The organism is Pseudomonas sp. QD4 (assembly GCF_049199125.1).
Lineage (GTDB): Bacteria > Pseudomonadota > Gammaproteobacteria > Pseudomonadales > Pseudomonadaceae > Aquipseudomonas.
This window is the reverse complement of record NZ_JBLZOM010000001.1, coordinates 709,365-736,284: the sequence shown is the minus strand read 5'-3', so window position 1 is coordinate 736,284 and position 26,920 is coordinate 709,365. Positions and strand designations below refer to the sequence as shown.

The 26,920-nt window shown below is 65.5% G+C and carries 19 protein-coding genes and 1 pseudogene; 9 read left to right on the top strand and 11 right to left on the bottom strand.

Annotated features, from left to right (window positions below; all coding sequences use genetic code 11):
- Nucleotides 1–49: 49 nt before the first annotated feature.
- The 6 genes and pseudogenes from ACOZJV_RS03305 to ACOZJV_RS03280 all read left to right on the top strand — a co-directional run bounded on the left by ACOZJV_RS03305 (nt 50) and on the right by ACOZJV_RS03280 (nt 6,732).
- Nucleotides 50–2,098 (top strand): ATP-binding cassette domain-containing protein, encoded by a 2,049-nt coding sequence (locus ACOZJV_RS03305; protein ID WP_421547574.1) that lies wholly within the window; start codon nt 50–52, stop codon nt 2,096–2,098.
- Entirely contained in the window at nt 2,095–3,156 is a 1,062-nt protein-coding gene (locus ACOZJV_RS03300; protein WP_421546822.1) for a glycine betaine ABC transporter substrate-binding protein, read from the top strand. Before ACOZJV_RS03305 ends, ACOZJV_RS03300 begins: the two co-directional genes overlap by 4 nt.
- Nucleotides 3,153–4,046: pseudogene (locus tag ACOZJV_RS03295) on the top strand (homocysteine S-methyltransferase family protein); the annotation flags it as partial. The gene ACOZJV_RS03300 and the pseudogene ACOZJV_RS03295, both read left to right, overlap by 4 nt.
- Nucleotides 4,026–4,502 (top strand): peptide-methionine (S)-S-oxide reductase MsrA, encoded by a 477-nt coding sequence (msrA, locus tag ACOZJV_RS03290; protein WP_421547573.1) that lies wholly within the window; start codon nt 4,026–4,028, stop codon nt 4,500–4,502. The pseudogene ACOZJV_RS03295 and the gene msrA, both read left to right, overlap by 21 nt.
- A 66-nt stretch (nt 4,503–4,568) precedes the next feature.
- Complete coding sequence (locus ACOZJV_RS03285) at nt 4,569–5,516, top strand: ABC transporter substrate-binding protein (RefSeq protein WP_201130946.1); 948 nt, start codon at nt 4,569–4,571, stop codon at nt 5,514–5,516.
- A 49-nt stretch (nt 5,517–5,565) separates the two neighbouring features.
- Nucleotides 5,566–6,732, top strand: coding sequence for an MFS transporter (locus ACOZJV_RS03280; protein WP_078473408.1), 1,167 nt, complete (start codon nt 5,566–5,568; stop codon nt 6,730–6,732).
- A 28-nt stretch (nt 6,733–6,760) separates the two neighbouring features.
- Here the strand turns inward: ACOZJV_RS03280 and ACOZJV_RS03275 are convergent, their stop codons facing one another.
- The 11 genes from ACOZJV_RS03275 to ACOZJV_RS03225 form a co-directional block, all read right to left on the bottom strand.
- Nucleotides 6,761–7,555, bottom strand: coding sequence for an ABC transporter ATP-binding protein (locus ACOZJV_RS03275; RefSeq protein ID WP_421546821.1), 795 nt, complete (start codon nt 7,553–7,555; stop codon nt 6,761–6,763).
- An 11-nt stretch (nt 7,556–7,566) separates the two neighbouring features.
- Nucleotides 7,567–8,328: an ABC transporter permease gene (locus ACOZJV_RS03270; protein ID WP_421546820.1), complete on the bottom strand. Its 762-nt coding sequence runs from the start codon at nt 8,326–8,328 to the stop codon at nt 7,567–7,569.
- 9 nt (nt 8,329–8,337) lie between these two features.
- Nucleotides 8,338–9,105: an ABC transporter permease gene (locus ACOZJV_RS03265; protein WP_421546819.1), complete on the bottom strand. Its 768-nt coding sequence runs from the start codon at nt 9,103–9,105 to the stop codon at nt 8,338–8,340.
- Between the two features lie 298 nt (nt 9,106–9,403).
- The gene (locus tag ACOZJV_RS03260; RefSeq protein WP_421546818.1) at nt 9,404–11,872 is read right to left on the bottom strand and encodes a TonB-dependent receptor plug domain-containing protein; all 2,469 of its coding nucleotides are present in this window, start codon (nt 11,870–11,872) and stop codon (nt 9,404–9,406) included.
- A gap of 205 nt (nt 11,873–12,077) precedes the next feature.
- Nucleotides 12,078–14,345, bottom strand: a complete 2,268-nt coding sequence (locus ACOZJV_RS03255; protein ID WP_421546817.1) for a TonB-dependent receptor — start codon at nt 14,343–14,345, stop codon at nt 12,078–12,080.
- 389 nt (nt 14,346–14,734) lie between these two features.
- Nucleotides 14,735–15,793: an ABC transporter substrate-binding protein gene (locus tag ACOZJV_RS03250; protein ID WP_078473400.1), complete on the bottom strand. Its 1,059-nt coding sequence runs from the start codon at nt 15,791–15,793 to the stop codon at nt 14,735–14,737.
- 36 nt (nt 15,794–15,829) lie between these two features.
- Nucleotides 15,830–16,882 (bottom strand): ABC transporter substrate-binding protein, encoded by a 1,053-nt coding sequence (locus ACOZJV_RS03245; RefSeq protein WP_421546816.1) that lies wholly within the window; start codon nt 16,880–16,882, stop codon nt 15,830–15,832.
- Between the two features lie 20 nt (nt 16,883–16,902).
- On the bottom strand, nt 16,903–18,069 hold the full coding sequence (locus ACOZJV_RS03240; RefSeq protein ID WP_421546815.1) for an LLM class flavin-dependent oxidoreductase: 1,167 nt from the start codon (nt 18,067–18,069) through the stop codon (nt 16,903–16,905).
- A 376-nt stretch (nt 18,070–18,445) separates the two neighbouring features.
- Nucleotides 18,446–20,311 (bottom strand): ABC transporter ATP-binding protein, encoded by a 1,866-nt coding sequence (locus ACOZJV_RS03235; RefSeq protein ID WP_421546814.1) that lies wholly within the window; start codon nt 20,309–20,311, stop codon nt 18,446–18,448.
- Complete coding sequence (locus ACOZJV_RS03230) at nt 20,304–22,085, bottom strand: ABC transporter ATP-binding protein (protein ID WP_201130953.1); 1,782 nt, start codon at nt 22,083–22,085, stop codon at nt 20,304–20,306. The genes ACOZJV_RS03235 and ACOZJV_RS03230 overlap by 8 nt, the downstream gene beginning before the upstream one ends.
- An 84-nt stretch (nt 22,086–22,169) precedes the next feature.
- Nucleotides 22,170–23,432 carry an acyl-CoA dehydrogenase family protein gene (locus tag ACOZJV_RS03225; RefSeq protein ID WP_421546813.1) on the bottom strand — a complete coding sequence of 421 codons (1,263 nt, stop codon included), beginning with the start codon at nt 23,430–23,432 and terminating at the stop codon, nt 22,170–22,172.
- A 419-nt stretch (nt 23,433–23,851) separates the two neighbouring features.
- Here ACOZJV_RS03225 and ACOZJV_RS03220 point away from each other — a divergent pair, with 419 nt between their 5' ends.
- From ACOZJV_RS03220 to ACOZJV_RS03210, 3 genes are read left to right on the top strand one after another with little or no spacing between them, the layout of a single operon-like run.
- Nucleotides 23,852–24,907, top strand: coding sequence for an ABC transporter substrate-binding protein (locus tag ACOZJV_RS03220; protein ID WP_421546812.1), 1,056 nt, complete (start codon nt 23,852–23,854; stop codon nt 24,905–24,907).
- Nucleotides 24,908–24,950: 43 nt separating this feature from the next.
- Nucleotides 24,951–25,682 carry a class II aldolase/adducin family protein gene (locus ACOZJV_RS03215; protein WP_078473394.1) on the top strand — a complete coding sequence of 244 codons (732 nt, stop codon included), beginning with the start codon at nt 24,951–24,953 and terminating at the stop codon, nt 25,680–25,682.
- Between the two features lie 36 nt (nt 25,683–25,718).
- Nucleotides 25,719–26,918 (top strand): LLM class flavin-dependent oxidoreductase, encoded by a 1,200-nt coding sequence (locus ACOZJV_RS03210; protein WP_421546811.1) that lies wholly within the window; start codon nt 25,719–25,721, stop codon nt 26,916–26,918.
- The last annotated feature ends 2 nt before the right edge of the window (nt 26,919–26,920 follow it).

Genomic DNA, 26,920 nt, shown 5'->3' with positions numbered 1-26,920 from the left:
CGTGTCAATCATTCAAACTTCTGTGGCGCAATCGCGGCTCGCTTCCGGGCTGCCGATCTCCCTCGACGATCCCGCCGGGGCGACCGACGTGGTGCTCGAACTGCGTGATATCACCAAGGCTTACGGGCGTGATCACGCAGGGTCGAAAGCGCCGGCGGTGCGCAACGTCAGCCTCAAGGTGCGGCGCGGTGAAGTGCTGTGCCTGATGGGCACCTCCGGCAGCGGCAAGTCCACCTTGCTACGCCATATCAACCGCTTGATCGAGCCCAGCAGCGGCGAAGTGCTGATCGACGGCCAGGCCATCAGCGGCCTGAGCCCCCAGGGCCTGCGTGAGCTGCGCTCGCGGCGCATCGGCATGGTGTTCCAGCACTTCGGCCTGCTGCCCCATCGCAGCGTGCTCGATAACGTGGCCTTGCCCCTGGAGCTGCGCGGCGAACCCGAGGCCTTGCGCCACGCCGCAGCGGCCGTGCAGTTGCAGGCCGTGGGCCTGGAAGGCTGGGGCGAGCATTACCCCCATGAGCTGTCGGGCGGCATGCAGCAACGGGTCGGCCTGGCACGAGCGCTGGTCAGCGAGCCGGACATCCTGCTGATGGACGAACCCTTCAGCGCCCTGGACCCGACCATCCGCCGCGACCTGCAAAGCCATTTCCTGTCCCTGGTGCGCGAGCGCGGTATCAGCACCTTGCTGGTCACCCACGACCCGGTTGAAGCGGTGCGCCTGGCGGACCGGATCGCCGTGTTGCGCCATGGCCAACTGGTGCAAGTCGGCACCCCACAGCAGTTGCTCGAACAACCGGCAGATGCCGAAGTAGCAGACTTTTTTCGTGATTGCGGCCCGTCGCCAGTGGCCGCGCCCCAGGCCGCCGAGCCCCCTCGGCCGGTGGCCAACAGCGCCGGCGCAGTGGCCTATACCCAGGGGCTGCCCGGCTGGCAAGCCTTGCTCCTGGGGCCCGCAGCCCTGGCTGCCCGTGGCCGTGGCGGGCTGTTCTGGTTGACCTTCGGCGCTGAGCTGGCGGCCCTTGCGACCCTGGCCCGCGGGGTGCTGCAGGGCGCCTGGCTGCCGGCGCTGGTGGCCGTCGCGGTATTGGCCGCCAGCCGTTTTATTGCCATCAGCCAGAGTGCCAAGCCGCTGCGTCGGGCCCAGGCCGGCTGGGGCCTGGCCCTGCTGGTGCTGCTGATCAGCCAGGCGCTGGTGGTCTGGCGGGTGGTGACGCCGGACGCCAGCGGTGCGCTGTTGCAGTTCCCGGCCAACCGCCAGGCGCTGCTGCTGACCGCCGACAGCATCGATCAATTCATCAGTTGGTCCCAGGTCAACTTCGAAAGCGCCTTTGTCGGGGTGATAGTCGCCGTGCGCACCGTGATCGAGGGCGTGGAAAACGTCCTTGGCTGGCTGCCCTGGCCGGTTGCGGCCCTGGCCCTGGTGTTGCTGGCATGGCGTTCGGCGGGCACCGCCCTGGCCCTGACCAGCACCGTGGCCCTGCTCTATATCGGCCTGTTCGGTTTCTGGGAGCGCACCATCGCCACCCTGGCCCTGGTCGGTTCCTCGGTGCTGATTGCCCTGGCCATCGGCGTGCCCACCGGGATCATCCTGGCCAAGCGACCCCTGGCCCGGCGCCTGATCACGCCCTTGCTGGATGTGATGCAGACCCTGCCGACCTTTGTGTACCTGATTCCGGCCGTGGCGTTTTTCTCGGTGGGCAAGACCCCGGCCGTGATCGCCACGGTGATTTTCGCCCTGGCGCCGATGATCCGCCTGACCTCCCTGGGCATCCAGGAAGTGCCCAAGGACGCGGTGGAAGCCGCCGTCGCCCACGGCGCCAGCCCCTGGCAGACCCTGCTCAAGGTGCAACTGCCCCTGGCTCGTCGCTCGCTGCTGCTGGGGGTCAACCAGACCATCGTCATGAGCCTGTCGATGGTGGTGGTCGCGGCGCTGATCGGCGCCGGTGGCCTGGGCTACGACGTGATGACCGCGTTGCGCAACATCAAGGGCGGCGAAGGCATGTTGGCCGGTGCGGCGATTGTGCTGTGCGCGCTGATCCCGGACCGAATCATTCAGTCGAGCCTGCGCAAGCAAGGCTCCACCTCTAACCAAAAGTGAGACATACCGTGAAGACACGCCTTTCGCGCACCCTGGGTGCCGCTGCATTACTGGCTACCCTGAGCCTGCCGGCCACCGTGCTGGCCAAGGACAAAATCGTCATCGGCGAACAGAACTGGACCGGCGCCATCGCCATCCAGCACATCCTCGGCGAGGTGATCAAGACCCGCCTCGACGGTGATGTGTCCTACCTGGCCGGCGACGTTGCGGTGCTGCTCAGCGCCGCCGCCAAGGGCGACGGTTCGGTGGATGTGCTGACCGATATCTGGCTGCCCAATCAGTCGGCCGCCTGGGCCAAATACGTGACCGGCGACAAGCATTCGCTGGTGCCGAACAAGCAGCCCTATGCCGGCGAACAGGGCTTCTACATCCCGGGTTACCTGCAAGACAAATACGGGGTCAAGAGCGTCTACGACCTGAAGAAACCGGAAGTGGCCAAGCTCTTCGAGCCCCTGGGCGGTGGTGAAGCCCAGCTGCTGGTGGGCCCGGCAGGTTGGGAGTCGACTTACATCGGCCAGGTCAAGGCCAAGGATTATGGGTTTGCCGACAAGTTCGAAGCAGTGTCCACCGAAGCGTCGGTGACCTACGCCAAGCTCTCGGCGGCCTACAAGGCCGGGCGCGGCGTGGTGTTTTATGCCTACACCCCGGACTGGATCTTCTCCGCCTTCGACCTGCGCCGCCTGGAAGAGCCGGCATTCGACGGCTATGCCCAGGACAACAAGAAGGGTGACCCGTTGTACAAGGCCGATGGTTGCTGGAAGTTCATCAGCCCGACGGTGGACCCGGACTGGCTGAACAAAAGCAAAATCACCTGCGCCTTCCCGGATGCCAAGGTCTACGTCCTGGCCTCTGCCACCTTGCAGCAACGCGCGCCACGCATCGCCAGCTTCCTGCATAACGTGGCCCTCGACCCGGCCGTGCTCAATGGCCTGATCCTGCAGATCGAAAAAGAAAAGCAACCGGCTGACGTCGCGGCCAAGGCCTGGGTCGATGCCAACCGGGCAACGGTCGACAAATGGCTGGCCGAGCCGCAGCAGACCGTAGGGGCTATTCAATGACCAGCGCCAGCCTGCGTCTGCTCGATGGCGGCATGGGTCGCGAGTTGCAGCGCATCGGCGCGCCATTTCGCCAGCCGGAATGGTCGGCCCTGGCGCTGATCGAAGCCCCCGAGTTCGTGCTCCAGGCCCACCGCGCCTTTATCGAGGCTGGGGCACGGGTGATCACCAGCAACAGCTACGCCCTGGTGCCTTTTCATATCGGCGAACAACGCTTTAACCAACAGGGCCGGGCCCTGGCCGAGCGTGCCGGGCAGGTGGCGCGCCAGGCCGCTGCCGATAGTGGGGAAGCGGTGATCGTTGCCGGTTCCTTGCCGCCGGCCCTGGGCTCCTATCGCCCGGACCTGTTCGATCACTCGCGTTCGGTGGCCATCCACCGGGTACTGATCGACGGCCTGAGTGCCCACGTCGACCTGTGGCTGGCGGAAACCCAAAGCTCGATCGCGGAAGTCCGTGCCGTGGCCGAAGCCCTGGGCAGCGACAGCAAGCCGTTGTGGCTGTCATTCACCTTGCTCGACGTGCCGGGCGCCGATGGCGTGGCGCGCCTGCGTTCCGGCGAAGCGGTGGCCGAGGCGGTGCAGGTGGCGGTGCAACTGGGGGCCAGGGCGGTGCTGTTCAATTGCAGCCAGCCCGAGGTCATGGCTCAGGCGCTGCACGATGGGCGGCAGGTGCTCGAAGCCCTGGGCCTGGACCTGGAGTTGGGGGTGTATGCCAACGCGTTCCCGGTGGTCAGCAGCGATGCCAAAGCCAACAGCACCTTGTTGCAGATCCGCGATGACCTGGGCCCCGAGTCGTACCTGCACTGGGCGCGCACCTGGGTTGAGGCCGGGGCGAGCATTGTCGGCGGTTGCTGCGGCATCGGCCCGGAACACATCGCCGCGCTGCACCGCCACTGGTTCGCGGCAAAGGTACAGCAGGCGACCTTTGGCGCCGGTTGTTTCTGGGGCGCCGAAGCGGCCTTCCGGCAATTGCCCGGGGTGCTCGACAGCCGTGTCGGCTTTGCCCGGCCTGCCAGTGGCGAGGCGCTGTCGATAGAAGTCGTGCAGGTTGATTTCGACCCCCGGCAGATTGCCTACAGCCGCCTGATCGAGGCGTTCTGGACCCTGCACGACCCGACCTCGGTCGACCGTCAGGGGGCGGGTGTCGGGGTCAAATACCGCTCGGCGTTGTTCGTCAATGGCCCCGAACAGGCCGCCAGCGCCGAGGCTGCCCGCGAGCAACTTGAAGCCAGCGGACGCCTGGCCAAACCGGTGGCGACCGTGGTGCTGCCCCTGGGCGAGTTCGAACTGGCCGCCGAAGAACACCAGCGTTACCTGGAAAAACACGGCGCCAGCGCTTGCTCGCTCTGAACCTTGAGCCGGTCGCGGCCCGCGTGCCGCGCCCGGCTTTCCCTTGATGATTGTTGTGAGGTCTGCATGAAATTCTCCCGACACCTGCGCGCGCTGCTGGCCGGCGCCATACTCGCCGCGCCCCTGGCGCACGCGGCCGACAAGCCGGTGCTGCATATCGGCGATCAGAACTACTACAACATCCGCGCCTCGGTCGAAGCTTCCGGGGTGCTGGAAGGCGCGCCCTATACCGTGGACTGGAAACACTTCCAGGCCGCCGCGCCCCTGGCCGAAGCCCTGAATACCGGGGCCCTGGACCTGGGCTTTCTCGGGGATTCCGGGTTCCTGTTCCTGGCGGCCAAGCAGGCGCCAGTGAAACTGATCGGCGTTTCCCGGCAAAATCCCGACACCATCGCCTTGCTGGTGGGCAAAGACTCCACTGCCAAGAGCATCACCGACCTCAAGGGCAAGAAAGTCGCCTACTGGCCCGGCGCCTGGAGCCAGCAACTGACCTTGCGCGCCCTGGAGCAGGCCGGGTTGCCGGAAGATTACGTGCAGTGGGTCAAACTGATGCCGATTGACGCTGCGGCGGCCTTGCCCCAGGGCAGCATCGACGCGTTTCCGGTGTGGGAACCCTATATCTCCCAGCAGATCCTGTTTTCCGGCGCGCGTCCGATTGTCAGTGCCAAAGGCCTGATGCCTGGCCTCAGCGCAATTGCCGCCTCCACGCCGTCCATCGACAGCAAGCGTGAAGCCATCGCCGACTTCCTCCAGCGCCTGAAAAAAGCCCGGGCCTGGGTCGATACCCACACGGACGAGTACGCCGACCTCTGGGCGAAAAAAGCCAACCTCGACCAGGGCGTATCGCGCCACTGGTTGCGCCAGGCGCATCTGACCCTGGGCCCGGTGGATGCCCAGGCCGCCGCTGACCTGCAAGGCACGGCGGACTTTCTGTTCAAGGTCAAGACCCTGCAGGCGCCCTTGAACACCGCGCCGATCATCGATCAGTCGTTCCAGAAGGCCTTGGCCGACTGAAGCCTCGCGCACGGCGCAGTCAAGCAACGGCAGACAAGGAAAGGTCGCGATGCAACAGCTCAGCCCGGATCCCGGCGCCCGTCAGCGCTGGGCAGCCCTGACCCGGATCAACCTGTTGTCGGTGCTGTCGCAGATCGTGCAGATCGGCACCGTCACACCGTTGCTGTCGTTGTCCCTGGAGCAGCGCGGCGTCGGCGCGACCGGGATCGGCCTGATCGTCAGCGCGGCCTGGCTGGCGATCCTGCTGCTGTACAAGCAGGTGCCGAGGATCCTGGCCCGGCTCGGGCTGGTCCGGACCAACCTGCTGAGTGCCTTGCTCAGCGTGCTGGCACTGTTGGGCATGGCCTTCAGCGAGCACCTGGTGCTGCTGTTTCTGTTGAATTTCCTGTTGGGTATCGGCCTGATCCTACGCTGGATCGCTTGCGACACCTGGATTGTCGCGGTGGCCAGCCGCAGCGAACGCGGCCGGGCGATTGGCGTGCACGAAACCCTGATGGGCCTGGGCATCGCCGCCGGGCCTTTGCTGCTGGTGGCGCTGGGGGTGGAGGGGCGGCTGCCGTACCTGGCCTGCGCCGCGATCATTGCCCTCAGCGCTGGCCTGGCCCTGAGCCTGCTGGCCCACGACTGTCGCCCGCAAACGCCCCTGGCCAAACACCATTCGCGGTTGTTTACGCTGATCCCCCTGGCCTTGTGCGGGGCCTTCGTCGCCGGCTTCTGCGAAACCTCGTCGGTGGCTTTTCTGGCCGGCTATAGCGTGTCCGCCGGTTATCTGCTGACCGCCGCCACCTTGTTTATCGCCTTGTTCGGTGCCGGCGGCACCCTGTTGCAACTGCCCCTGGGCTGGCTCGCCGACCGCACTTGCAGCCGCAGCGCACAACGGACCTGCGCATTGCTGGTGCTGGCGGGCACCCTGGCCATCCCCTTGAGCCAGCCGTGGCCGTGGCTGGCGTCGTTGCTGGTGTTTGTCTGGGGCGGGGCCATCGGCGGCCTGAATACCCTGGCGGTGATGGAAGCCGGCGAGCGGGTGGCTGAGCATCAGGTGTCGACTGCCATGACCGCGATTGCGTTGTTCTACACCTTGGGCAGTGTCCTTGGACCGATTGCCACGGGGTTGGCGGTGTCCCATATCAGCGCCAGTGGCTTGATGCTCACGGTGGGGGCGGTGGCGCTGCTGTTTCTCGTCCTCCTGGCCTGGCACCGAGCGCCGCGCCCCTAAACCCTCGGCCTGTCATGGACGGCTGGGATCAATGCCCCACCAACTCTTCGAGCAATTGCTCCTTGTAGCCTTGCAGCACGCTTGAGGAACGGTCCCGCGGGTGCGGCAGGTCGACCTCGATCTGGTGCTTGATCCGGCCCGGGTGGGCGTCCATCACGATCACCCGGTCGCCGAGGTACAGCGCTTCCTCGATGTCGTGGGTGACCATGATCACCGTGCAGCGCTGCTGGACCCAGATGCGTTGCAGCTCGTGTTGCAGGTGGACCCGGGTCAGGGCGTCGAGGGCGCCCAGGGGTTCGTCCAGCAGCAGCACCTTGGGTTTGTTGATCAGCGCCCGGGCGATGGCCGCGCGTTGCGCCATGCCGCCGGACAACTGATGGGGGTAGGCATTTTCAAAGCCCTGGAGATTGACCAGGGCAATGTGCTCGGCCACCAGCCGGTCTTTTTCCGCCTGGGGCAGGGGATGGTTCTTCAGCGCCAGGGCAATGTTCTTGCTCAGGGTCATCCACGGGAACAGGCGATGGTCCTGGAACACGATGCCCCGTTCCAGGCTGGTGCCGGAAATGACCTGGTCGTCGAGCAGGATCTGGCCCTGATACTCGGCTTCAAGCCCGACAATCAGCCGCAGCAGGGTGGATTTACCGCAACCGCTGGCGCCCAGGATGCTCACGAACTCCCCGGGGCGGACCTTCAGGTTGATCTCTTGCAGCACCGGCAGGGGTTTGCCTTCGATCTTGTAGGCCTTGCTCAGGTCACGGATCTCAAGGGCGCCGCTCGCCAGTTGCTGGCTGCGGGACGGGGCGTGTTGGGCAATTGCGTTCATGGGGTGGCCTTTCAACGAATGGAGCGCCAGCGCAACAGGTGGCGGCTCAACAGGGTAAACAGCAGGTTCATCAGGTAGCCGCAAAGGCCGATGCACAGCACGCTGAGCACAATAACCTCCATCCGCGAGCCGGCTTCGGCGTTCATCATCAGGTTGCCCAGGCCAGCCCCGGAAGACAGGAACAATTCACTGCCCACCGCCGTGACCCAGGCGAATGCCAGGGCGTGCAACACACCGGTGGCGATGCTCGGCACAGCGGCCGGCAGCAGCACATGACAGAACTGCTGCCAACGGCTGAGCACCAGCACCTGGCCGACCTCGCGGTAGCGCTGCTCGACGTGACTGAAGCCCTGGTAGGTGTTGAGCACCATCGGGTAAAAGGCGGCGAGGCTGACGATCAGCACCTTGGAGAACTCGCCATTGCCGAACCACATGGCGATCAGCGGGATCCAGCCCAGCATCGGCACCTGGCGGATCGAGTGAAACAGCGGGCCGATCAGGCGGTTGGCCAGGCTCGACAGCGCCATCAGCACCCCCAGCAGCACGCCGAACACAATGCCCAGGGCCAGGCCGCTGCTGGTGCGCGCCAGGCTTGCCAGCAGGTTGACCAGCAACTCGCCGTTGCCCAGCAGTTCGAGCAGGGCGCTGCCGATGGTCGACAGCGGCACAAAGGCATAGGCGCCGGCGGCGTCCTGGCCAGACAGGTACTCCCAGGCGCCGATCAACAGCAGCGGCAGCAACAGGCCACGGGTTTTTCTCAGCCAGTGCAACATGGGCGGCTCCTAGCGGGTCTGCCAGCGGAACAGGTGCTGTTCCAGGCGGCGAAAGGTGAAGTCCAGGGCAAAGCCGATGACCCCGGTAACCAGGACCCCGACCATGACCACGTCGATGCGCAGCATTTGCCGGCCCATTTCAATCATCTGCCCCAGGCCGCTGTCGGCTGCCAGCAACTCGGTGGCCACCAGCACCACCCAGGCCCGGGTCAGACTGATACGAAAACCGGTGATGATCGGCGGCGCGGCGGCGGGCAGGGCGATTTCGCGGACCAGGGTCGGCCAGCGCAGGCGGTAGACGTCAGCCACCTCGAAGTAGCTGCGGGGGATGGCCTTGACCCCTTCGCTGGCGGCCAGGGCCACGGGGAAAAAGGCGGTCTTGGCGACGATGATGATCTTGAAGGTTTCGTCGATGCCGAACAGCAGCACGAACATCGGAATCAGGGCGATGCTGGGGATCTGGCGCAGGGTATGGAACAGCGGGCCGCAATACACCTCGACCTGCCTGGACAAGGCCATCAACACGCCAAAGGCCAGGCCGCTCAGGGAACCGATGGCAAACCCCAGGCCCAGGCGCGACAGGCTGTTGCCCAAGTGCTCGTACAGTTCGCCACTCGCCAGCAGCCCGGCAAACGCCTGCACCACCTGGGCCGGCGGAATCAGCAAATTACGCGGGAAAATCCCGGCCGCGGCCACCAACGCCCATACCGCTAACAGCACGATGGGCGAGATGAGCCAGGTCAGGGCAGTCAACACAGAACGGGTACGAAAGGCCATGGCGAGTCTTAATTCAGCGAAGTACCCCAGTGCCTTCGCAAGACCTGTGCCACTCCGGATCCGTAGCTGCGCCGGAGGCTGCGTTAGGCCTGGAGAGGGCCGTGTTTTTTCTGGGAGATCACGGCGTCAGGGCTGGCCAGCGCAGCCTTCGGCAGCGGCTACAAGGGCCTGTCGTGGACCTGTAGCCGCTACCGCCAGGCTGCGCTGTCCCTGGAAGGCACCGTGGTTTTTGGACGTGTCGGGAAGGGGTGGTGCCTGGCCAGCAGCGACTGCTGCCTGGGCAACACCCCGTCAGCAGTCAGAACTCGTAGCTGACGCTGGTGTAGTAGAACGCGCCCTGTGCGCCTTCGGGGCTGGTGGTGGAATATTTGGGAACGCCGTATAGCTGCACGCCATCGGACTTGTCCGGGTGGCTGTCGAACAGGTTGATCGCACCCACCGATACTTTCAGTGCCTTGTCGAAGGTGTAGGACAGGTCGAGGTCAGTGACCCACTGCGGGCTGTAGGTCTGGTCCAGGGTCGGGTTGGTCGCGTTCAGGCTCTTCCACTCGCCATAACGCCGCTGGGCCACCGTCAGGCCCCAATTGTCATACAGCCAATTGGCGCTGAGGATCAGCTTGTTTTTCGGCGTGCCGTCTTCGATCAGGCCCTGGGTCGTGCGGCCGATGATCTGCGAGCCCTGGATATTGCCGACATCGCGCAAGGCGGTGATTTTGGTGTTGTTCTGGCTGATCCCGCTGCTCAGGTTCAAGCGCCCCCATTGCGCCAGGTCCAGTTGATAGTTGCCGGTCAGCTCGACGCCATCGGTGCGGGTATCGGCTACGTTGGTGTAAAAAGCCGCGCTCTGGATATTGGCGTAGGGCGTGCCGGCAAAGATCGGCGACACCACCGAGGCCGGCAACTGGTCGGAGAGGGTGATGCGGTTGTCGATGTTGATCCGGTACGCGTCCAGGGTCACCGACGCGTTGGGCAGTGGCCGCCAGACCAGGCCCAGGGAGTAGTTGGTGGACTCCTCGGGCTTGAGCGCCTTGCCCCCGAGCAGCGCGGCTTCCGGGCTGTTGGCGCGCAGGGTGCGTTGCTGCACCTCGACATAGTTGCCGCTGCCCGGCGGTTGTTCGACCACCTGCACGCTGAACGAGGACATGCCGCTCTGCACCAGCGACGGCGCCCGGTAGCCGGTACTGGCGGTGGCGCGGGCGGCGATCTGCGGGGTGAAGTCATAGCGCAGCGACAGCTTGCCGTTGGTGGTGTCGCCAAAGTCCGAATAATGCTCGGTGCGCACCGCGACACCGGCCTGGAACTTCTCGGTGACCTGGCCTTCGACGTCGATGTAGGCCCCCAGCACCTTGCGGTCCAGGGACGCGGCGTCGACCTGGGTGATTCCCGAGTAGTAGCCCGGAATCCGTCGGCCGGTGATCGGGTCGATGCTGTTGAACAGCGGGCCGTTCTGCCAGCCCGCGGCTTCACCGGCGCTCAGCTCGTAGTTCTCTTTGCGCCAGGCCAGGCCGGCGGACAGGGTCAGCGGCTTGAACAGCAGGTCGGTGGGGAAGTCGCGTACCCAGTCCAGGGTGATGTTGGTCTGATCGGCCTCGCGTTCGCCGATGTAGATCTTCTCCGGGCTGCTGACCCCCCAGCTCGGGTTGATCGCATTGCGGTCGGTGGATTTGACGCTGTTGTCACCGTGGTTCAGCGCCAGGTCGAACTTGCCCAGTTGCTCGGTTTCATAGCGCAGGCCACCGGTGACCGCGTAGTCCTCCAGGGTGTAGCGGGTGATGGGCACGCGGCCGTCGGGGAAGCGCGCCAGGGCGACGCTGCCGTAGTTGTTGCGCAGGCTGGTGGGCGGGTCGAAGAAGTTCTCGGCGTCGCTGTTCTTGTGGGAGTAGGTGGCAAAACCGTAGGCGGTCAGCCCTTCGCCCACGCCGATTTCGCTGTTGGCGGTGACGTTGTACTGGTCCGAGATATTCGCCGCCCCCCAGCGCCAGGTGCGGTTCGGGTTGTTCTGCTCGCGCGGGGTGTTGATGCTGGTGGAGCCGGGGTAAAAGATCCGGTTGTCGGGGTTGGTGTCACTGGCCGGGTCCTGGCTGCCGGCGTCGAAACTCAAGGTCAGGAAGCCGTCGTTGGGCAGGGCGAAGCCTTTCCAGCCGCTGAGCTTGCGCTGGATGCCGTCGCCCTTGTCATAGCCGCCAAAGCGATAGCCGAGGTTGCCGCCGTCGTCCTTTTCCTTGAGCACGATGTTGATCACCCCGGCAATCGCGTCGGAGCCGTACTGGGCGGCTGCACCGTCCCGCAGGATCTCTACCCGGTGGATAGCGCTGATGGGGATCAGGCTGAGGTCGACTGCCGCGGCGCCCCGGCCGTTGACCAGGCTTTGCCGGGTAACGTTGGCACTGGTGTGGCGGCGTTTGCCGTTGACCAGCACCAGCACCTGGTCGGAGGCCAGGCCGCGCAGCGAGGCGCCCTGGGCGATGGATCCGGCGAAGGCACCCTGGGGTGACTGCGGGAAGCTGAAGGACGGCGACAGTGCGGTCAGCGCTCCGGACAGATCGCTGGCCCCGGTCTGCTGCAGTTGTTCGCCGGACAGCACGTCCACCGGCGCTGCGCTTTGCAGGGCAGTGAGGTCGCTGCGGCGGGTGCCCAGCACCACCACCGTGTCCAGGTGGTCGCCGCTGGCGGCGGGTTTGCTTGAGGTTTCGGCAGCGAAAGCAGGCACGGCAAGGCTGCCGATGACCAGCGCCACGGCGCCGGCCAACGGATTGCGATGGAACATGGAAAAATTCCTTTTTGCTGAGAACGGGCGTGTGCAGGAACCGGCCGTCGGTAGCGGCCTTGCGAGCGGCATCCCGCCCGGCTGCTCCTGCAGGGTTATGTGGATGCCGGTGGCCCGGAAATCGCGGTGTGCTGCCGGAGGGGGCAGGCCTTCAAGCCGATGCGCGACGTGAGGGCCCGCTCCAGCGGGGTGTATCGCCGCCGGATCAGAAGCGGCTGGTGACGCTCAGGCCGACGGTGCGTGGGTCGCCGTAGGTGATGACGTATTGGCCCAGGGTGCCGTTCGGCCGGCCATGCACTTGGTAGCGGCGGTCGGTGAGGTTGTTCACAAAACCGGTGACGCTGAGTTTTTCATCCGGGCTGTACCAGGTCAGGCGACTGTTGGCCAGGGTGTAGTGGGGCTGGCTCAGGGTCTTGTCGGCGCTGCTCTGGCGATCGGCGAGGAAGTACTCCTTGTCGCGGAAACTCACGTCGCCACCGGCCACCAGCTTGCCGCCGATTTCCAGGGGGAAGGTGTAGTCCGCGCCCAGGGACACCACGTTGCGCGGCGAGCGCACGAAGCTGTTGCCGCTGTAGTCGCCGGTGACCGCGCCGGTGGTGGGGTTGGTGTTCTTGAAGTCGGTGTATTCGGTGTCGAGGAACGACACCGCCGCCCGCAGGTGCAGGTAATCGGTCGGCTGGCCTTCGAGTTCCAGCTCGGCGCCCTTGACCTTGCCCGAGGCGCCGTTGGTCAGGGCCGTGGTCAGCACCCCGTTGTTGACGGTCAGCAGATTGACCTGGATATCCGAGTAGTCGTAGTAGAAAACGTTGGCGTTGGCGGTCAGGCGGTGGTTGAACCACTCCGACTTGAGGCCGATTTCATAGGCGTCCAGTTGTTCCGGATCGACCGTGGTCAACTGCGCCAGGCTGGTGGAAAGGCCCGTGTTGAAGCCGCCCGAGCGGAAGCCATGGGCATAACGGAAGAACACCCGCACATTGTCATTGATCCGGTATTCCGGGGTCAGGTCGTAGGTCCAGGCTTCCCAGGTCTTGTCTTCCTGGCGGTTGCCGTTGGTGCCGCTGCCGCCCAGGGCAATCAGCGGGCCGTTGGCCGTGGCGCGTGTCAGTTGGGTCAGATCGAGGTCGATGTTTTTCTTTTCCTGGGTCCAGCGCAGGCCACCGGTGACGGTGAAGTTGTCGGTGAAGTCGTAGGTCAGGTTGCCGAACAGCGCGTAGCTGTCGGTCTTGTGGTCGTAGTTGAGGTCACGCAAATCGGTGACGCCACCAATCTGGTTCGAGCCGGTGCCATTGGGCGTCGGGCCCGGGGTGATGATGCGCTGGGCCGAGCTGTCGAGGTCTTCGTGGAAGTAATGCGCACCGAGCAACCAGCGCAGGGTTTCCTGCTGGGGCGAGGCCAGGCGCAGTTCCTGGGAGTACTGGGTGTACTTGTTGTCGGAAATCGCCGCGCCGTTGACCTCGTAGGGCGTGTAGTCGGCGTCGCTGGTGGAGCGCCCGCGAATGTAGTCATAGGCGCTGATCGAGGTCAGGGTGTAGTCGCCCAGGTGCCAGTTCAGGGTCAGGGACGTGCCGTCATGATCGAGCTTGGCATCTTCGTTGGTGTTGAGCGCGATATTGCGCCCGTTCGGCCGCTGATAGCCGACGTTGTAGTAACGCCCGACCGGCAGCGAACCGTTGCTGCCATCGCCCTTGAACTCACGGCTGTGGATCTTCAGCAAGGCGTCGAGGTCTGGGTTGAGCTGGGCCAGGAACTGCAGGCGCACGGCTTTCTTGTTGACGTCGCCATAGGTGTGATCGTCGGTGAGGTTTTTCTGGAAACCGTCACGTTCCTCGGAGTACAGCGAGATCCGCGCCGCCAGTTTTTCGTCCACCAGGGCACCGCCCAGGGCGCCGCTGAGGATGCGTTCGTTCTTGCTGCCAAAGCCGATGGTGCCGAAGCCGTCAGTGTCGAAAGTCGGCTTCTTGGAAATCACGTTTACCGCGCCTGCGGTGGTGTTCTTGCCATACAGCGTGCCCTGGGGCCCGCGCAGGATCTCGATACGCTCCAGGTCGAACAACGGGCCGCCACCGGCAATCGGCGCGTTCAAATACACGTCGTCGGCATAGATTCCCACCGGGAATACGGTGGCGGCGCCGGTATCGCCGGTACCCAGGCCACGGATGTACCAGCGCGGACGGCCGTCACCGTCGGGGTTCTTGGCCGAGGCGTTGGGAATAAAGGTGGTGATGTCGCCCATGGCGCGCACGCCGTCGGCGGTGATGCTGGTGCCCTGGACCGCCGAGACCGCCACCGGAACCTCTTGCAGGGTTTCTTCCCGGTGCTGGGCGGTGACGGTCACGGTCTTCAGCGCAGGTTCGCTGCTGTTCTTGCCGTCGGCCTCGGTGCTCTCGGCTGCCAACGCCAACTCGCTGACAGCGCCGCCTGCGAGCCATAAAGCAAGCCCGATGCTCTTGGTAAGCGGATGAAGTTTATGCATGTGAATCTCCCCCGGAAAAGTTGTGCTACAGGGGCTAGAGCAGAGATCGTGCCAAGAGATTTTTCAGGTCGGTTAGTTTTAATAAGCTATTGATAATTAAGGATTTAAATATTCTATCCGGGGCTTTAAACGTTGTTTTTCAATAGCCGGATCAGGGCGATCCAGTCAGGCCGAAACAGCATGCCGATTATTCAGCAGAAGTTGCGTGGAGGCTGCTGCTGGAGCAGCAGCAACAAAGGTCGAGAATGCTGCTCCAGCAACAGCCGAGTCGGCAGCGGAACAGCTGGCAGGCCAGTCATCTTTGCGGGGGCGTTACATAAGCAACAGGTCAATGGTTGCCGGGAAACAACCGGAGCGCCTTGCGCGCACTCCGGCATGAGGGGAGGGGGTCAGACGGCGACGCGGGAGGTGGAGCCTATGACTTTTTCCAGGACGCTGAAGTCGATCCAGTCGCGTACGTCGAAGCGGCGCGGGATGAAGTCCCAGCGGTGGAGGAAGTCGGTGAAGTCTTGCAGCGCTTCGATCGAACGTGCATCCAGGGTGGTGCGCAGGCGCCGGTGTGCATCTTCGCCGTAGGCTGCGGCCACCCAGTATTCGCTGGTGTTCAGTTCGCGAGCGAGAAAACGCCGGGTTTCCTCGGGGTTGGCCCAGGCCCATTGCTCGGTGCGCAGCACGGTGTCGACGATTTTCACGCTGGCGTCGAAATGTTCCTGCAACAGGTTGATGTCCACGGTCAGGGTCCGTGGCGTGCCGTTGTTGCTGCGGATCAGCGGGTCCGGGTGGGAGCCGGTGTCGACCACCACGTGCAAGCCGAACTCGTTGGCCAGGTGCACGGCATGGGCGCCCTTGAGGAAGATCGCGTCAATATCGCCGCGCAGCAGGCCGATCAGCTCGTTGTTGCGACGGCTGAAGCGGCTAACCCCGAGGCTGACTTCCGAGCCATACACATGCTGCTTCTGTTCATCGCTGTAGGTGCCGCCGTAGGGGTAATCCACCAGCTCGACGTCGGACACGTTCAGGCCTTCGAGCTTGAGCGCGTTCTCCAGGCCGCGCAGGGCCTGGGCGCGGGTGAAGTCGATCTGCACGTTGGCCCATTTCGGCAGGCCGAAGCGGCGGTTCTTCAGGTCGCGGATGCTTTTGACCCCGCTTTCGGCGGTGGTCAGGATCAGCTGCACCTCGTCGCTCCAGGACAGCCCCAGGACCCGGGTCTGCACGCCGCTGGCGTAGGCCCAGATCGCCGGGATGTTGCCGCCGTGGCGCACCGAGTTCTGCAAGTGGTGGTCGTAGTGCGCTTCGCGAACTTCCCGTTCGCTGGATTCGCGCAACGACTGAATATTGGTGCCGAACGGCAGGAACGCTTCCGCCAGGCGGCCGGACTGCACCGCGATGCCAAGCCCGGTGGGGACCGGGCTGTGGGTGTACCAGAGGGTATCGAGTGGTTTGCTCATAAGGGTCTTCAGTTCGAATCCATGAAACCCGGCGGGTTAGCCCGCCAGTGCGGTAGGGGTGGCCAGCAGCGCTTCCAGCGGCCGACGGTCGATCCAGTCGCGAACATCGAAGCTGTGCGGGATAAAGCGCCAGCGATGCAGGAACTGGGTGAAGTCCTGCAACGCGTCGATGGCCTGTTCATCGAGGGCGGTGCGCAGGCGCAAATGGGCGTCTTCGCCGTAGGCGGCATTGACCCAGTACTCGCTGCTGTTGGTTTCCCGGGCCAGGTAGCGCCGGGTCTCTTCGCCGTGGGTGTGGGCCCACTGCTCGGCGCGCAGCACCGAATCGAGAATCCCGCTGGCCACCTCGAAATGCTCGTCGAGCAGGGCCAGGTCCACCGCCAGGGTACGCGGCGTGCCGTTGTTGCTGCGGATCAGCGGGTCCGGGTGGGAGCCGGTATCGATCACCGTGTGCAGGCCGAAATCATGGGCGTGCTGGGCGGCGCTGGCGCCCTTGAGGAAGATCGCATCAACCTCGCCGCGCAGCAGCCCCACCAGTTCCAGGTTGCGCCCGTTGCCCGGCTGGGCACCGACCGGGGTGCCGCTGACGGTGCGCACCGGGGCGTCGCTGAAGGTGCCGCCGTAGCGGAAGTTCACCAACTGCAGGTCGCCGACTTGCAAGCCTTCGAGCTTGAGCGCGTTCTCCAGGCCGCGCAGGGCCTGGGCCCGAGTGAAGTCGATCTGCGCGCCGGCCCAGTCCGGCAGGCCGAAACGCCGCCCCTTGAGGTCCTTGACGGTTTTGATGCCGCTGTCATGGCGGGTCAGGATCAATTGCACTTCATCGGCCCAGGACAGGCCGATCACCCGGGTCTCGCGACCCTGGGCCCGGGCCCAGATCGCCGGGATGTTGCCGCCATGGCGCACCGAATGGCGCAGGCTGTGATCGAAATGTGATTCACGTACCGCCTGGTCGCTGGACTCGCGCAGCGACTGGACCTGGGTCCCGAGGGCGCCGAGGGTGTCTTGCAGCCAGCCTTTCTGCACGGCGATGCCCAGTCCGGTGGGGACCGGGCAGCGGGTGTACCAGAGCGTATCGAGGGGTTGGGTCATTGCGGGCTCTCCGGTGGCGCTCAGGCGCTGGCTTTAAGGTGGGGGGCGGGCGCGGGTTGCGCGACCGGGCGCTGGTGCACCAGGGGCAGGACTTCCTGGCCGATGCGCAGGGCTTCTTCCAGGTGCGGGTTGGCGGCCAGGATAAAGGTCGAGAACCCGGCATCGCGGTACTCCACCAGGCGTTCGGCGATGTTCTGGTGGCTGCCCACCAGGCCCACGGTCGGCCCCGGCTTGGCCTTGGCGAAACCGGCCCAGAGGTTGGGGCCGATGATCAGGTCGTCGAAACGGTCGATGTTCTGGTGGTAGGCGGTCTGGCGCGCGGCGCCCACCGAGTCGGAACCGCTGGTGAACCCCTTGGCCACCACGCTGCTCTTGCCTTCGAGCTTGTCGAACTGGCGGCGCAGGTCGGCCCAGGCCTGTTCTTCGGTTTCCCGGGCGAACAGGTCGACTCGCAGGCCGAAGCGCACGCTGCGTCCCTGCTTGTCCGCCAGCTCGCGCACGCGCTCGATGTGCGGCTTGAGCTTGTCCACCGGCTCGGCCCAGTTCAGGTACACATCGGCGTGCCTGGCGGCCACGTCCAGCGCAGCGTCGGAGAACCCGGAGAAGTACACCCCCGGTTTGCGTTCATGTTGCAGGCCCGGAGGCAGGGCGCCGTTTTCCAGCTGGAAAATATCGCCGTCATAGGAGAAGCGTTCGTTCTCCCACAGGCCCTGGATGATGTCGAGGAACTCGCCGGTGCGCTTGTAGCGCAGGTCATGTTCGAGGAAGTCGCCATTGGCGCGCTGGCTCGCGGGGTTGCCGCCGGTGATGATGTTCCACTCCAGGCGCCCGCGGCTGAGGTTTTGCAGGATCGCCGCTTGCTGCGCGGCGTAGGCCGGCAGGGTCCAGGTGGCCTGGAACGCGATCAGGAACTTGATGCGCCGGGTCTCACGGGCCAGGGCTGCGGCCACCACCCAGGGCTCGGGGCCAGTGGGCAGCAGGGCGCCTTCGAAGCCGGCCAGTTCAGCGGCCTTGGCCACCTGGGCGATGTAGTCGATGTAGGTGAAGTCGTCGGGCTCGCCATTGGGCAAGCGGCCCGGGGCAATGTTGCCGGGGCGATGCTGCGCGCTGCCCCGGTTGTGTTTGTCGGTGCTCAGCTGTGGACCGTCGGTGCCCAGCGGCAGGCGCCAGAAAAATTCAGTGCTCATGGATGCTCCTGATTCAGTAACGCGTTGCGCCGCGCGGGTGCGAGGTCGCCGTGCCAGGGTGAGTGCAACGGCCATGCCATGGGCTGCCCTTGGCGGTTTCGGCCAGCAGGGCCGCAGGTTTTAGCGCAGTACTCGCAGCGCTCGCCGGCCGGGGTGCGTCTGTAGCAACACCCCGTCAGCAATCGCTGCTGGGCGTGCAACAGCCTGATTAATCGCCGACACGGGCCCGAACAGCGCAGCCCGCGGCAGCGACTACAGCTGTAGCCGCTGCCGAGCCCGCGAGGCTGAGCTGGCCCGGACAGGCGCCTTGCATCTAGCTGATGAATCCCCGACACAGGCCCGAACAGCGCAGCTTCTGGCAGCGGCTACAGGGCTTTTAAGCGGTGGTGGCGCTGATTTCGTCGATGCTGGCCCCGGTTTCGGCGCTGCGCAGGTAGGTCTGGTACAGCGCCGCATAGGCGCCGCCCTGGTCGATCAACTGGTGGTGGGGACCTTGTTCCACCAGGCGCCCATGGCGGATCACGGCGATGCGGTCGGCGTCGCGGATGGTCGCCAGGCGATGGGCAATGATGATGGCGGTGCGGCCCTGGCACAGGCGGCGAAAGGCCCGCTGGATGCGGCGTTCGGTGTGGATGTCGACCGCCGAGGTGGCCTCGTCCAGCACCAGCACCGCCGGGTCCGCGAGGTAGGCGCGCACCAGGCACACTAGTTGCCGCTGGCCATGGCTCAGGTGGCTGCCCAGCGGCCCGACTTCGGTCTGGTACTGATGGGGCAGGCGCTCCAGCACCTCGTCGGCGCCCAGTTCCCGGGCCGCGGCAATCAGCGCGGCATCGTCGGCATGGGGCGCGGCCAGGCGCAGGTTGTCGAGGATGCTGCCGCTGAACAGCACGTTGTCCTGCAACACCACCCCAACGCTGCGCCGCAGCTCGTGCTGGGTCAGGTCGCGAATGTCGATGCCATCGAGCTTCACCGCCCCCGACTGGACCTCGTAAAAGCGCGTCAGCAACTGCACCAGGGTGCTCTTGCCATGGCCCGAGGGGCCGACAATCGCCAGCACTTCGCCGGCCGCAATCTCCAGGTCCAGGTCATTGATCACCGGGGTCTTGGCCGCGGGGTCATAAGCGAAGCGCACACGCTCGAAACGCACCGCGCCCCGGGCCCGGCCCAGGCTGCGCGGCTCCGGGATGTCGTTGATCTGCGGCTTGGTGTCCAGCAGCAGGAAGATGCGCTGGGCCGAGGCCGAACCGGTGGCGTAGCGTTCGAACAGGTCCGACAGTTCCTGCAATGGCCCCAGAAACAGGAACACGTAGAACAGGCTTTCCGCCACCTGACCCACAGTCACGTCCGCCTGCGCCAGGCCGTAGCCGCCCACCAGCAACAGCACAGCCATGCCCGCCGAGCTGAGCAGCGCGGTAAACGGCGCGAACCAACTGGAGCGCAGGCTGCCGCGAATCAGCGCCTGGTTGAAGTCGTCCAGCAGACCGCGGTAGCGCCGCAGGTTCGGTGTTTCCTGGGCGCACTGTTGCAACATGCGCGCGCCGCTGACGCTTTCCACCAGGTGCGCGGTAAAGCGGCTGCGGTTTTCCGCGACCTTGGCCCAGTTGCGCTGGGAAATGCGCTTGAAACTCCAGGTTGCCAGCACCAGCAAGGGCACGGTGGCCGCCAGGCTGAGAAAGAACCGGGGCTCGATGCGCCACAGCATGACCGAGGCCAGGCCGCAGCGCAGCAGGGCCCCCAGCAGCTCCGGCGGGCCCTGGATCAGCAGCGGTTCGAGGCTGTCGACATCGCGGTCGGCGCGGGAAATGATGCGCCCGGCCTTGGTTCGGTCGAAGTAGCTGACACTCAGTGACTGCACATGGGCAAACACCCTGACCCGCAGGTCGTTGAGCACGCGAATCGCCGCGCTGCCGGCCACAAACTGCGACAGCCCGGCCAGCAGGAAGCGCCCGAGCCAACTGGCCGCCAGTCCCAGGCCGAGCCACAGCACCAGACGTTCATCCAGCAACCAGTGCTGTTCGTGCAGCACCAGCCCACGGTCCAGCAGTTCGCGCACGAACCACGGCCGCAGAAACACCGTGAGCACCAGCAGCACTTCGATGCCGATCACACTGAAGATCTGCCCCCGGATCGGCCCCAGCAATGGCAGCAGCCGGCTGAACATGCTGCGGTCCAGGGCTTTCCTGGCCAGCAGTTCTTCGATTTCGATATCGCTCAGGGCCTTGCCGGCGATTGGATTAGCCATGGTCGATCCCCAACAGGTCGCGGTAGTCCGGATTGCTGTGCAGCAGTTCGGCGTGGGTGCCGCTGGCGGCGATTTTTCCGTGTTGCAGCATCAGCACCCGGTCGGCCAGGAGAATGGTCGACAGCTTGCTGGAGATCACCAGCAGGGTGGTGGCGCGCCCCTGGTCGCGGCGCAACTGACGGATATTGTTCAGCACCTGGCGCTCGCTGATGGCATCCAGGGCACTGGTGGCGTCGTCAAGGCAGAGAATGTCCGGGGTGCCGAGCAGGGCCCGGGCCAGGCTCAGGCGCTGACGCTGTCCGCCGGACAGGGTCACCCCGCGATCGCCCAGGGGCGTGGCCAGGCCCTGGGGCAGGCGTTCCAGCACATCTTCGGCCGCAGCCAGGCGCAGGCCATGGCGCAACTGCTCGTCGCTGGCCTGGGGCGCGCAGAGGCGCAGGTTGGCAGCCAGGGTGTCGGAAAACAGAAAGCTTTCCTGGGGCACCACGTGCACCCGCCGGCGCAGCTCACTCAGGTCGAGCTGGCGGATGTCGTGCCAGCCGGCACTGTCGGAGCCCAGCAGCAGGCGCCCGGCGCTGATGTCGCTGAGGCGCGGCAACAGGCTGGCGAGCAAGCTCTTGCCAGTGCCGGTGGCGCCGACCAGGGCCACGATCTCTCCCGGCTGCAAGGTCAGGCTGCACTGGTCGAGGATGTTCAGCCCGCCACCCGGGGCGCTGACGCTGACCTGTTCCAGCTTCAGGCCCAGGGCGCTGTCGGGCAGGCGGGCGCTGCCGCTGCGGATGGCCGGTGGCTCGTCCAGCAGTTGCCAGATGCGTTCGGCGCTTGCGCGGGCGTCGGCGAAGGTCTGCATCACCCGGCCGATGCCTTCGATGCGAAACACCAGGGTGGTGGCGATCAGCAGCGAGGTCACCAGCTCGCCGATCCCCAGTTGCCCGGCGGCCACCAGGTGCGCGCCGTACACCAGGATCCAGACATGGCCCAGGGCGACCACTGCCTGGGGCAGGGGAATGCGCGAACTGGAGTAGGCCAGGGCCTGGCGCGCATGCCCGGCAAACAGCGCCACCTGGCCGGCGAAGCGCTGTACGCGGCTGTGCTCGAGGCCGAACGACTTGATCACCCGCACCCCGCCGATGCCTTCGCTGAGGTCCTGGTTGACCCGGTCGTAAGCGGCGCCCACCGCTCGGTCCAGGCTGACCAGGCGCTCGGTCTGCAAGACAAAAATGCCCAGGCCGAACACCGTCAGCAACAGCGGCACCAGCCCCAGCAACGGGTTGTACCAACTCAGCAGGCCTACCGTGGCCAGCACCACCAGCGGGGTTTCCACCACCTGGCGCCAGAAGCTGATCAGGGCATCGCGCACCTTGTCGGCGTCGCGGGTGGTGCGGGTGATCATCTCGCCCATGCCGTGCTGCCAGTGATAACCCAGGTGCAGGCCCTGGACCTGAGCCAGGATCCGCTCGCGCAGGCGGGTCAGCAGTTCCTGGCTGAGCACCAGGGACAACACGCTGGCGGCGTATTGCAGCACGCCGCGGCCCAGGGCCACCGCCAGCATCAGCCACAGCCAGTACCAGCCGAGGCTGGCGTCCAGGCTGCCATCGGCCTGGCGCAGCACCGCACGTCCGGCGCTGACGTCATTCACGGCATGGCCGATCAGCCATTGCTGCCAGACCAGCCCCAGGTTGACGGCGATGTACAGCGCGGCCACCAGGGCAAAGCGCCAGGGCATTTCCCGGTAGATCGCCAGGCTGCGCAAAAGAGGGTGTTTTTCGATCATGAAAGGCTCGTTGCAAGGAGGAGGGGCTAAATCGGTGGCCAGGCGTGACGCGGGCCGGATCCCGCGCCACACAGCGTCGGCAGGTCAGCTGCGGGTGGCGCCCTGTTTTTCCTTGGCATTGAGGATTGCGGTGTATTCGCCAGGGTCGACGCCGTTGAGGTAGTAGTTGCCCACGTGGTGCAGGCGCCAGCGGATCGGGTCGTGGGTGGTGTGGACCCGGGCGTTGCGCCAGAAGCGGTCGAGGTTCCATTTGCTCAGTGAGGAACTGGCCCCCAGCAGCGAGAAGATGTCGCTGGAGATCTTCAGCGAGGCGCTGTCGGAGTGGGCGCGGGCGGTGGCCACCGAGAGAATCAGTTCGTCTTGCAGCTCTTTGTTTTCCGGGTCCAGCTCATGCTGGTCGAAAACCCGCGCCGCATCGCGCAGCAAGGATTCGGCGCCACGCAGCGCCACGGCGTATTCACCGATCTGCTTGATGATGTGCGGCTCTTCATTGGCGAAATCCACACCGCTCTCGACCCAGGGCCGGGCGTGGTGCTTCAGGTACTCCACCGCTGCACCCAGGGCGCCGGCGGCGATCCCGGTGTCGATGGCCGCGTGCAGGATCTGCGGGAAGGTCAGGCCCGTGCGTTTCATCGGCCCCTTGCGCTGGGAAACGAAGCGCTCGTCCAGCTCGATGTTGTCGAAAATCACGGTGCCGCTGACCGAGTTTTTCTGGCCGAAGGCGTCCCAGTCGTCGACCAGGGTCAGGCCCGGCGTATTGCGGTTGAGCAGCACCCCGGCGCCGCCGTCTTCGCTGGCCGCGGTGAGGGAGATCCACTCGGCCAGGTACGAACCGGTGGAGTAGAACTTGCTGCCATTGAGGATCAGCTTGCCGTCCGCCCGGCGCTCGACCCGGGTCTTGAGCGCAAACTTGTTCTTGCCGCCGATTTCCGCGAGGGCGTTGCCGAAGCGCTTGCCGGCCAGCACATCGCTGATCAGGCGGTCTCGGACCTCATCCGGGTAGCCATTGAAGATCCCGCGCAGCATCACGTTATGGATCTGCAGCAACTGGCCGACACCGCCGTCGGCCACGGAAATCAGGCGCACGGTTTCAACAATGGTCTGCACCGAGGCGCCCAGACCGCCAAAGGCCTTGGGCACGCCGATGGCGGTCAGGCCACTTTCCGATAACAACTGTGCCTGGCGCCGTGGCAACTGGCCGTTGGCCTGGCTGTCGGCGGCAATCTCGGCAATTTCCCTGGCTATCTCCCGGGCTACGGCAATGGCCTCGGCCTCGCTGTGCAGGAGGCGCACGGGGGCCTGTTCTTGCAACGGTTGCGTGGCGGGGTTGGGTTCGACGGTGCTCATTGCATTACCTCTGTTAAGGGATCTGATGCCGCCCTGCAGGCGCTTGATGCCTGCGCCTACCCAGGGCGGCTGGGTGAAACAGCCTTGAGCAAGTTCTGCGCCAGGGCGTTTTTCAAACCCCGAAAAACCCCTGCAAGCCACAGCCGGCGGGGCCTTGACCCTGGGTGCAGGGCGTCTGTCAGGCCTCGATTGCTGCTGGAGCAGCAGTGCCCGGCAGGCTGCTGCTCCGGCAGCAGCAGTCGGCGTGCAAAGCTGCTGGCAGGCCAGCAATCGGCCGCAGGGAATTGTCAGGGGGAGGGCGCCAGGCCTTGTAAAACGGGGCTTTGCGCTCTTGGCACGGGCGCTGCAATAGCCCAGGCAAGCCATCCACCTTGGCCAGCAGTCACCACGACTGCCTTGACCCGCCACAGGAGCTCGCCATGACGCTTGCCGCCACACTCGCCGAACCCGTTGCCCAGGCCGCCCTGGAACAGATCTGGTTCACCCGTTGCCCGGTGCCGACCGCCTCCGGGATCGCCTACAAACTGGGCTGGCTCAGCGAAGAATTCGCCGCCGACGGCCTGCCGGTCTCGACCCTGCAGGAGGCCCGCCAGCTGGGCCATCACCACTACGATCACCAGTTGCCCGGGCTGTTTCGCGAGGGCGGCAATGTCCCGGCCCTGGCCGCGCGTGCCGCCGGTTCACCGAGCCGGCTGATCGGCCTGACCTGGATCGAGGAGTGGCAGACCATCCTCGTGCGCCCCGACTCCGGGATCCGCAGCGCCCAGGACTTGAAGGGCAAGCGCCTGGCCCTGCCGGCGTGGGGCGACAGTCGTCCGGGCAGCATCGCCCGGGCCATGAGCCTGCACGGTTACAAAGGTGCCTTGAGCCTGGCCGGCCTGAGTTTCGACGACGTCGAGCTGGTGGAAGTGGCATTGCAGAACCAGGAGCAGGCCGCCAACCCCCAGGAAGGTTTGCAGCGCCTGTGGTCAGGCCTGGACTACCTGGTGCGCGGTGAAGTCGACGCGGTGTACGTCAAGGGTGCGTCGGCCGCCGACGCCGCGCGGCGCCTGGGGCTGGTGGTGGGCATCGACCTGGACCTGATCGCCGACCCGCGCTACCGCATCAACAACGGCACGCCACGGCCGATCACCGTGCACCAGAGCCTGCTGGACAACCATTTCGAGCTGGTGGTGCGCTTTCTCGCGCAGACCTTGAATGCCGCCGACTGGGCCGCCAACAACCGTGAGGCGCTGAACGCGATTCTCGAAGAAGAAACCCGCGCCGGCAGTGCCGGAGTGGCCGAAGCCTATCGCGGCGCCTTCCACACCACCCTGGCCCCGGACCTGTCGCCCCAGCGCCTGGAGTTTCTCGGGGTGCAAAAAGACTTCCTGTACCTGCACGGTTTCCTCGAACGCGATTTCGCCATCGCCGACTGGGTCGACCCGCGCCCGCTGCAAGCGGCCCATGAACTGCTGGCCAAACGCCGCGCCTGACCCTGAACCCAGCCTTTACCTCAATTCCTGTCGGAGAACTGCCATGACCGTACTTATCCATGAACAACCCATCAGCCAAGAACTGCAGAGCTTTATCGATCAGGTGCTGATCGACGCCGAAGAAGCCTTCACCGTGTTCCGCGAAACCAACACCATCACCGCCAACGGCACCGTCGGCTTTATCGAGCGGGTGCCGGGCCAGGAGTTGCTGGTCTCGGTCAACTACGGCGGGCCGTGGAACTACCGCAAGCCGCTGCAGGCCACGGTCACCGACTTTGCCGGCAAGGTGATTTTCGGCAAGGGCAAGGGCGGCCTCGGGCGCTACACCAAGCTGTTCCAGACCCACCCGGACGTGACCACCGTGTCCCACGTGCACTCGCCGTACCTCGGTGCCTGGGCCCAGACCCACCGCACCCTGCCATTCAACTACGTGCCGGTGCAGCGCTACCAGTTGGCCCGGGAACTGCCGGTGTACATCGATCGTCGTCAGCCGGAGGTGGACTTCATCCTCGACAAGATCGCCGAGAACCCCTTCAACCTGGCGATTCTCGAAGCCAATGGCGGCTCCACCGTGTGGGGCAAGCAGGGCCTGCGCGCCACCGCCGAATTCATCCTGTTGCTGGAGGAGGGCGCGCAACTGCAACTGCTGGCCGATGCCCTTGGCGGCTCGCGCCCTTACGGTCCCGGGGTGCTGACCCAGCAATGGAAAATGAGCGGCCTGTTCGAGCGCGCCACCGAACTGGGCCTGGTGCCGGCCATCGATCGCCGCAACTGATCGCGGTCGTCCACTCACTTTCAAGGAAGCATGACCATGGCGGTAAAGATTCTCTGGTACCTCACCACCCCCGATGGCCCCTATCCATGGGAGCCCGAAGGCCGCTGGAAGACCGACTTCGAACACCTCAAACAACTGGCGGTGGCCAGTGACCGGCTGGGCTACTACGGCTCGTTGCTAGGCTCCAGCCCCAATGAAAGCCTGGCAGTGTCGGCGGCCCTGATCGACGCCACCCAGCGCCTGCGCTTTCTCGTGGCGCAACACCCGGGCGAGCTGTCGCCGGCGGTGTTGGCCAAGTGGGCCCTGACCTTTGACCAGTTTTCCAACGGCCGCCTGCTGTTCAACGTGGTCAATGGCAATGACGCGGGCCTGGCGACCCTGGGCGTGCATTACCCCCACGACGAGCGCTACGACTTCAGCCTCGAATACTGGCGCGCTTTCCAGAGCATCTACGCCGGTGAAACCGCAGGCTACGACGGCCGTTACGTCAAACTCGCCGCGCGCTCGCCAGGCGCCGCCAGCCATCCCCTGGGCGGCTGGCATCCGCCGCGGCAGAAACCGGGCATCCCGCTGTGGGGTGCCGGCACCTCCGGCCCCGGGGTGGCGCATTCGGTGCAGTTGCTCGACGTCTACCTGAGCTTCGCCAACACCCCGCCCAAGCTCGGCGACAAGTTCCGCAAAGTGGCCGCTGAAGCGGCCAAGATCGGCCGTGAGCTGACCTTCGGCACCCGCCTGCAAATCATCGTCCGCGAGACCGAGGAAGAAGCCTGGGCCCACGCCGAGAAACTGCTGCAACGCACCTCGCTGCAAACCGCGCGCAACGCCATCGAGCGCCAACTGCCGCCCGGTGCAACCCTGGACAGCTTCCACAGCGATGACCCGCAGACCCAGCGCAATGTCGAGACCATCCGCGCCGGGCACCTGCCCAAGGCCCGGGACCTGGAGATCTACCCCAATGTCTGGCTCGGCCCGAGCCTGTTCGGCTTCAATATCCTCGGCCCGGCCGCCGGCACTTACCTGGTGGGCAGTGCGCAGCAGGTGGCTGAACGTATTCGCGAATACGAGGCCCAGGGCACGTCGGCCTTTATTCTTTCGGGCTTCCCGTTGATCGATGAAGCGCACCGGGTGGCGGACCTGCTGTTCCCGCTGCTGGACCTGGACCATGGCTTCGAGGTGCCGCGACTGGGCGTCACCCCGGTGGCCAAGGCCCAGCCCAGCGCCGTCGAAGCGGTATAGGG

Excerpts from the sequence above, each read along its gene's own strand:
- ACOZJV_RS03285 (WP_201130946.1), top strand. The coding sequence starts at position 4,569 with ATGAAATTCTCCCGACACCTGCGCGCGCTGCTGGCCGGCGCCATACTC.
- ACOZJV_RS03280 (WP_078473408.1), top strand. The coding sequence starts at position 5,566 with ATGCAACAGCTCAGCCCGGATCCCGGCGCCCGTCAGCGCTGGGCAGCC.
- ACOZJV_RS03275 (WP_421546821.1), bottom strand. The coding sequence starts at position 7,555 with ATGAACGCAATTGCCCAACACGCCCCGTCCCGCAGCCAGCAACTGGCG.
- ACOZJV_RS03270 (WP_421546820.1), bottom strand. The coding sequence starts at position 8,328 with ATGTTGCACTGGCTGAGAAAAACCCGTGGCCTGTTGCTGCCGCTGCTG.
- ACOZJV_RS03265 (WP_421546819.1), bottom strand. The coding sequence starts at position 9,105 with ATGGCCTTTCGTACCCGTTCTGTGTTGACTGCCCTGACCTGGCTCATC.
- ACOZJV_RS03260 (WP_421546818.1), bottom strand. The coding sequence starts at position 11,872 with ATGTTCCATCGCAATCCGTTGGCCGGCGCCGTGGCGCTGGTCATCGGC.
- ACOZJV_RS03255 (WP_421546817.1), bottom strand. The coding sequence starts at position 14,345 with ATGCATAAACTTCATCCGCTTACCAAGAGCATCGGGCTTGCTTTATGG.
- ACOZJV_RS03250 (WP_078473400.1), bottom strand. The coding sequence starts at position 15,793 with ATGAGCAAACCACTCGATACCCTCTGGTACACCCACAGCCCGGTCCCC.
- ACOZJV_RS03245 (WP_421546816.1), bottom strand. The coding sequence starts at position 16,882 with ATGACCCAACCCCTCGATACGCTCTGGTACACCCGCTGCCCGGTCCCC.
- ACOZJV_RS03240 (WP_421546815.1), bottom strand. The coding sequence starts at position 18,069 with ATGAGCACTGAATTTTTCTGGCGCCTGCCGCTGGGCACCGACGGTCCA.
- ACOZJV_RS03235 (WP_421546814.1), bottom strand. The coding sequence starts at position 20,311 with ATGGCTAATCCAATCGCCGGCAAGGCCCTGAGCGATATCGAAATCGAA.
- ACOZJV_RS03230 (WP_201130953.1), bottom strand. The coding sequence starts at position 22,085 with ATGATCGAAAAACACCCTCTTTTGCGCAGCCTGGCGATCTACCGGGAA.
- ACOZJV_RS03225 (WP_421546813.1), bottom strand. The coding sequence starts at position 23,432 with ATGAGCACCGTCGAACCCAACCCCGCCACGCAACCGTTGCAAGAACAG.
- ACOZJV_RS03220 (WP_421546812.1), top strand. The coding sequence starts at position 23,852 with ATGACGCTTGCCGCCACACTCGCCGAACCCGTTGCCCAGGCCGCCCTG.
- ACOZJV_RS03215 (WP_078473394.1), top strand. The coding sequence starts at position 24,951 with ATGACCGTACTTATCCATGAACAACCCATCAGCCAAGAACTGCAGAGC.
- ACOZJV_RS03210 (WP_421546811.1), top strand. The coding sequence starts at position 25,719 with ATGGCGGTAAAGATTCTCTGGTACCTCACCACCCCCGATGGCCCCTAT.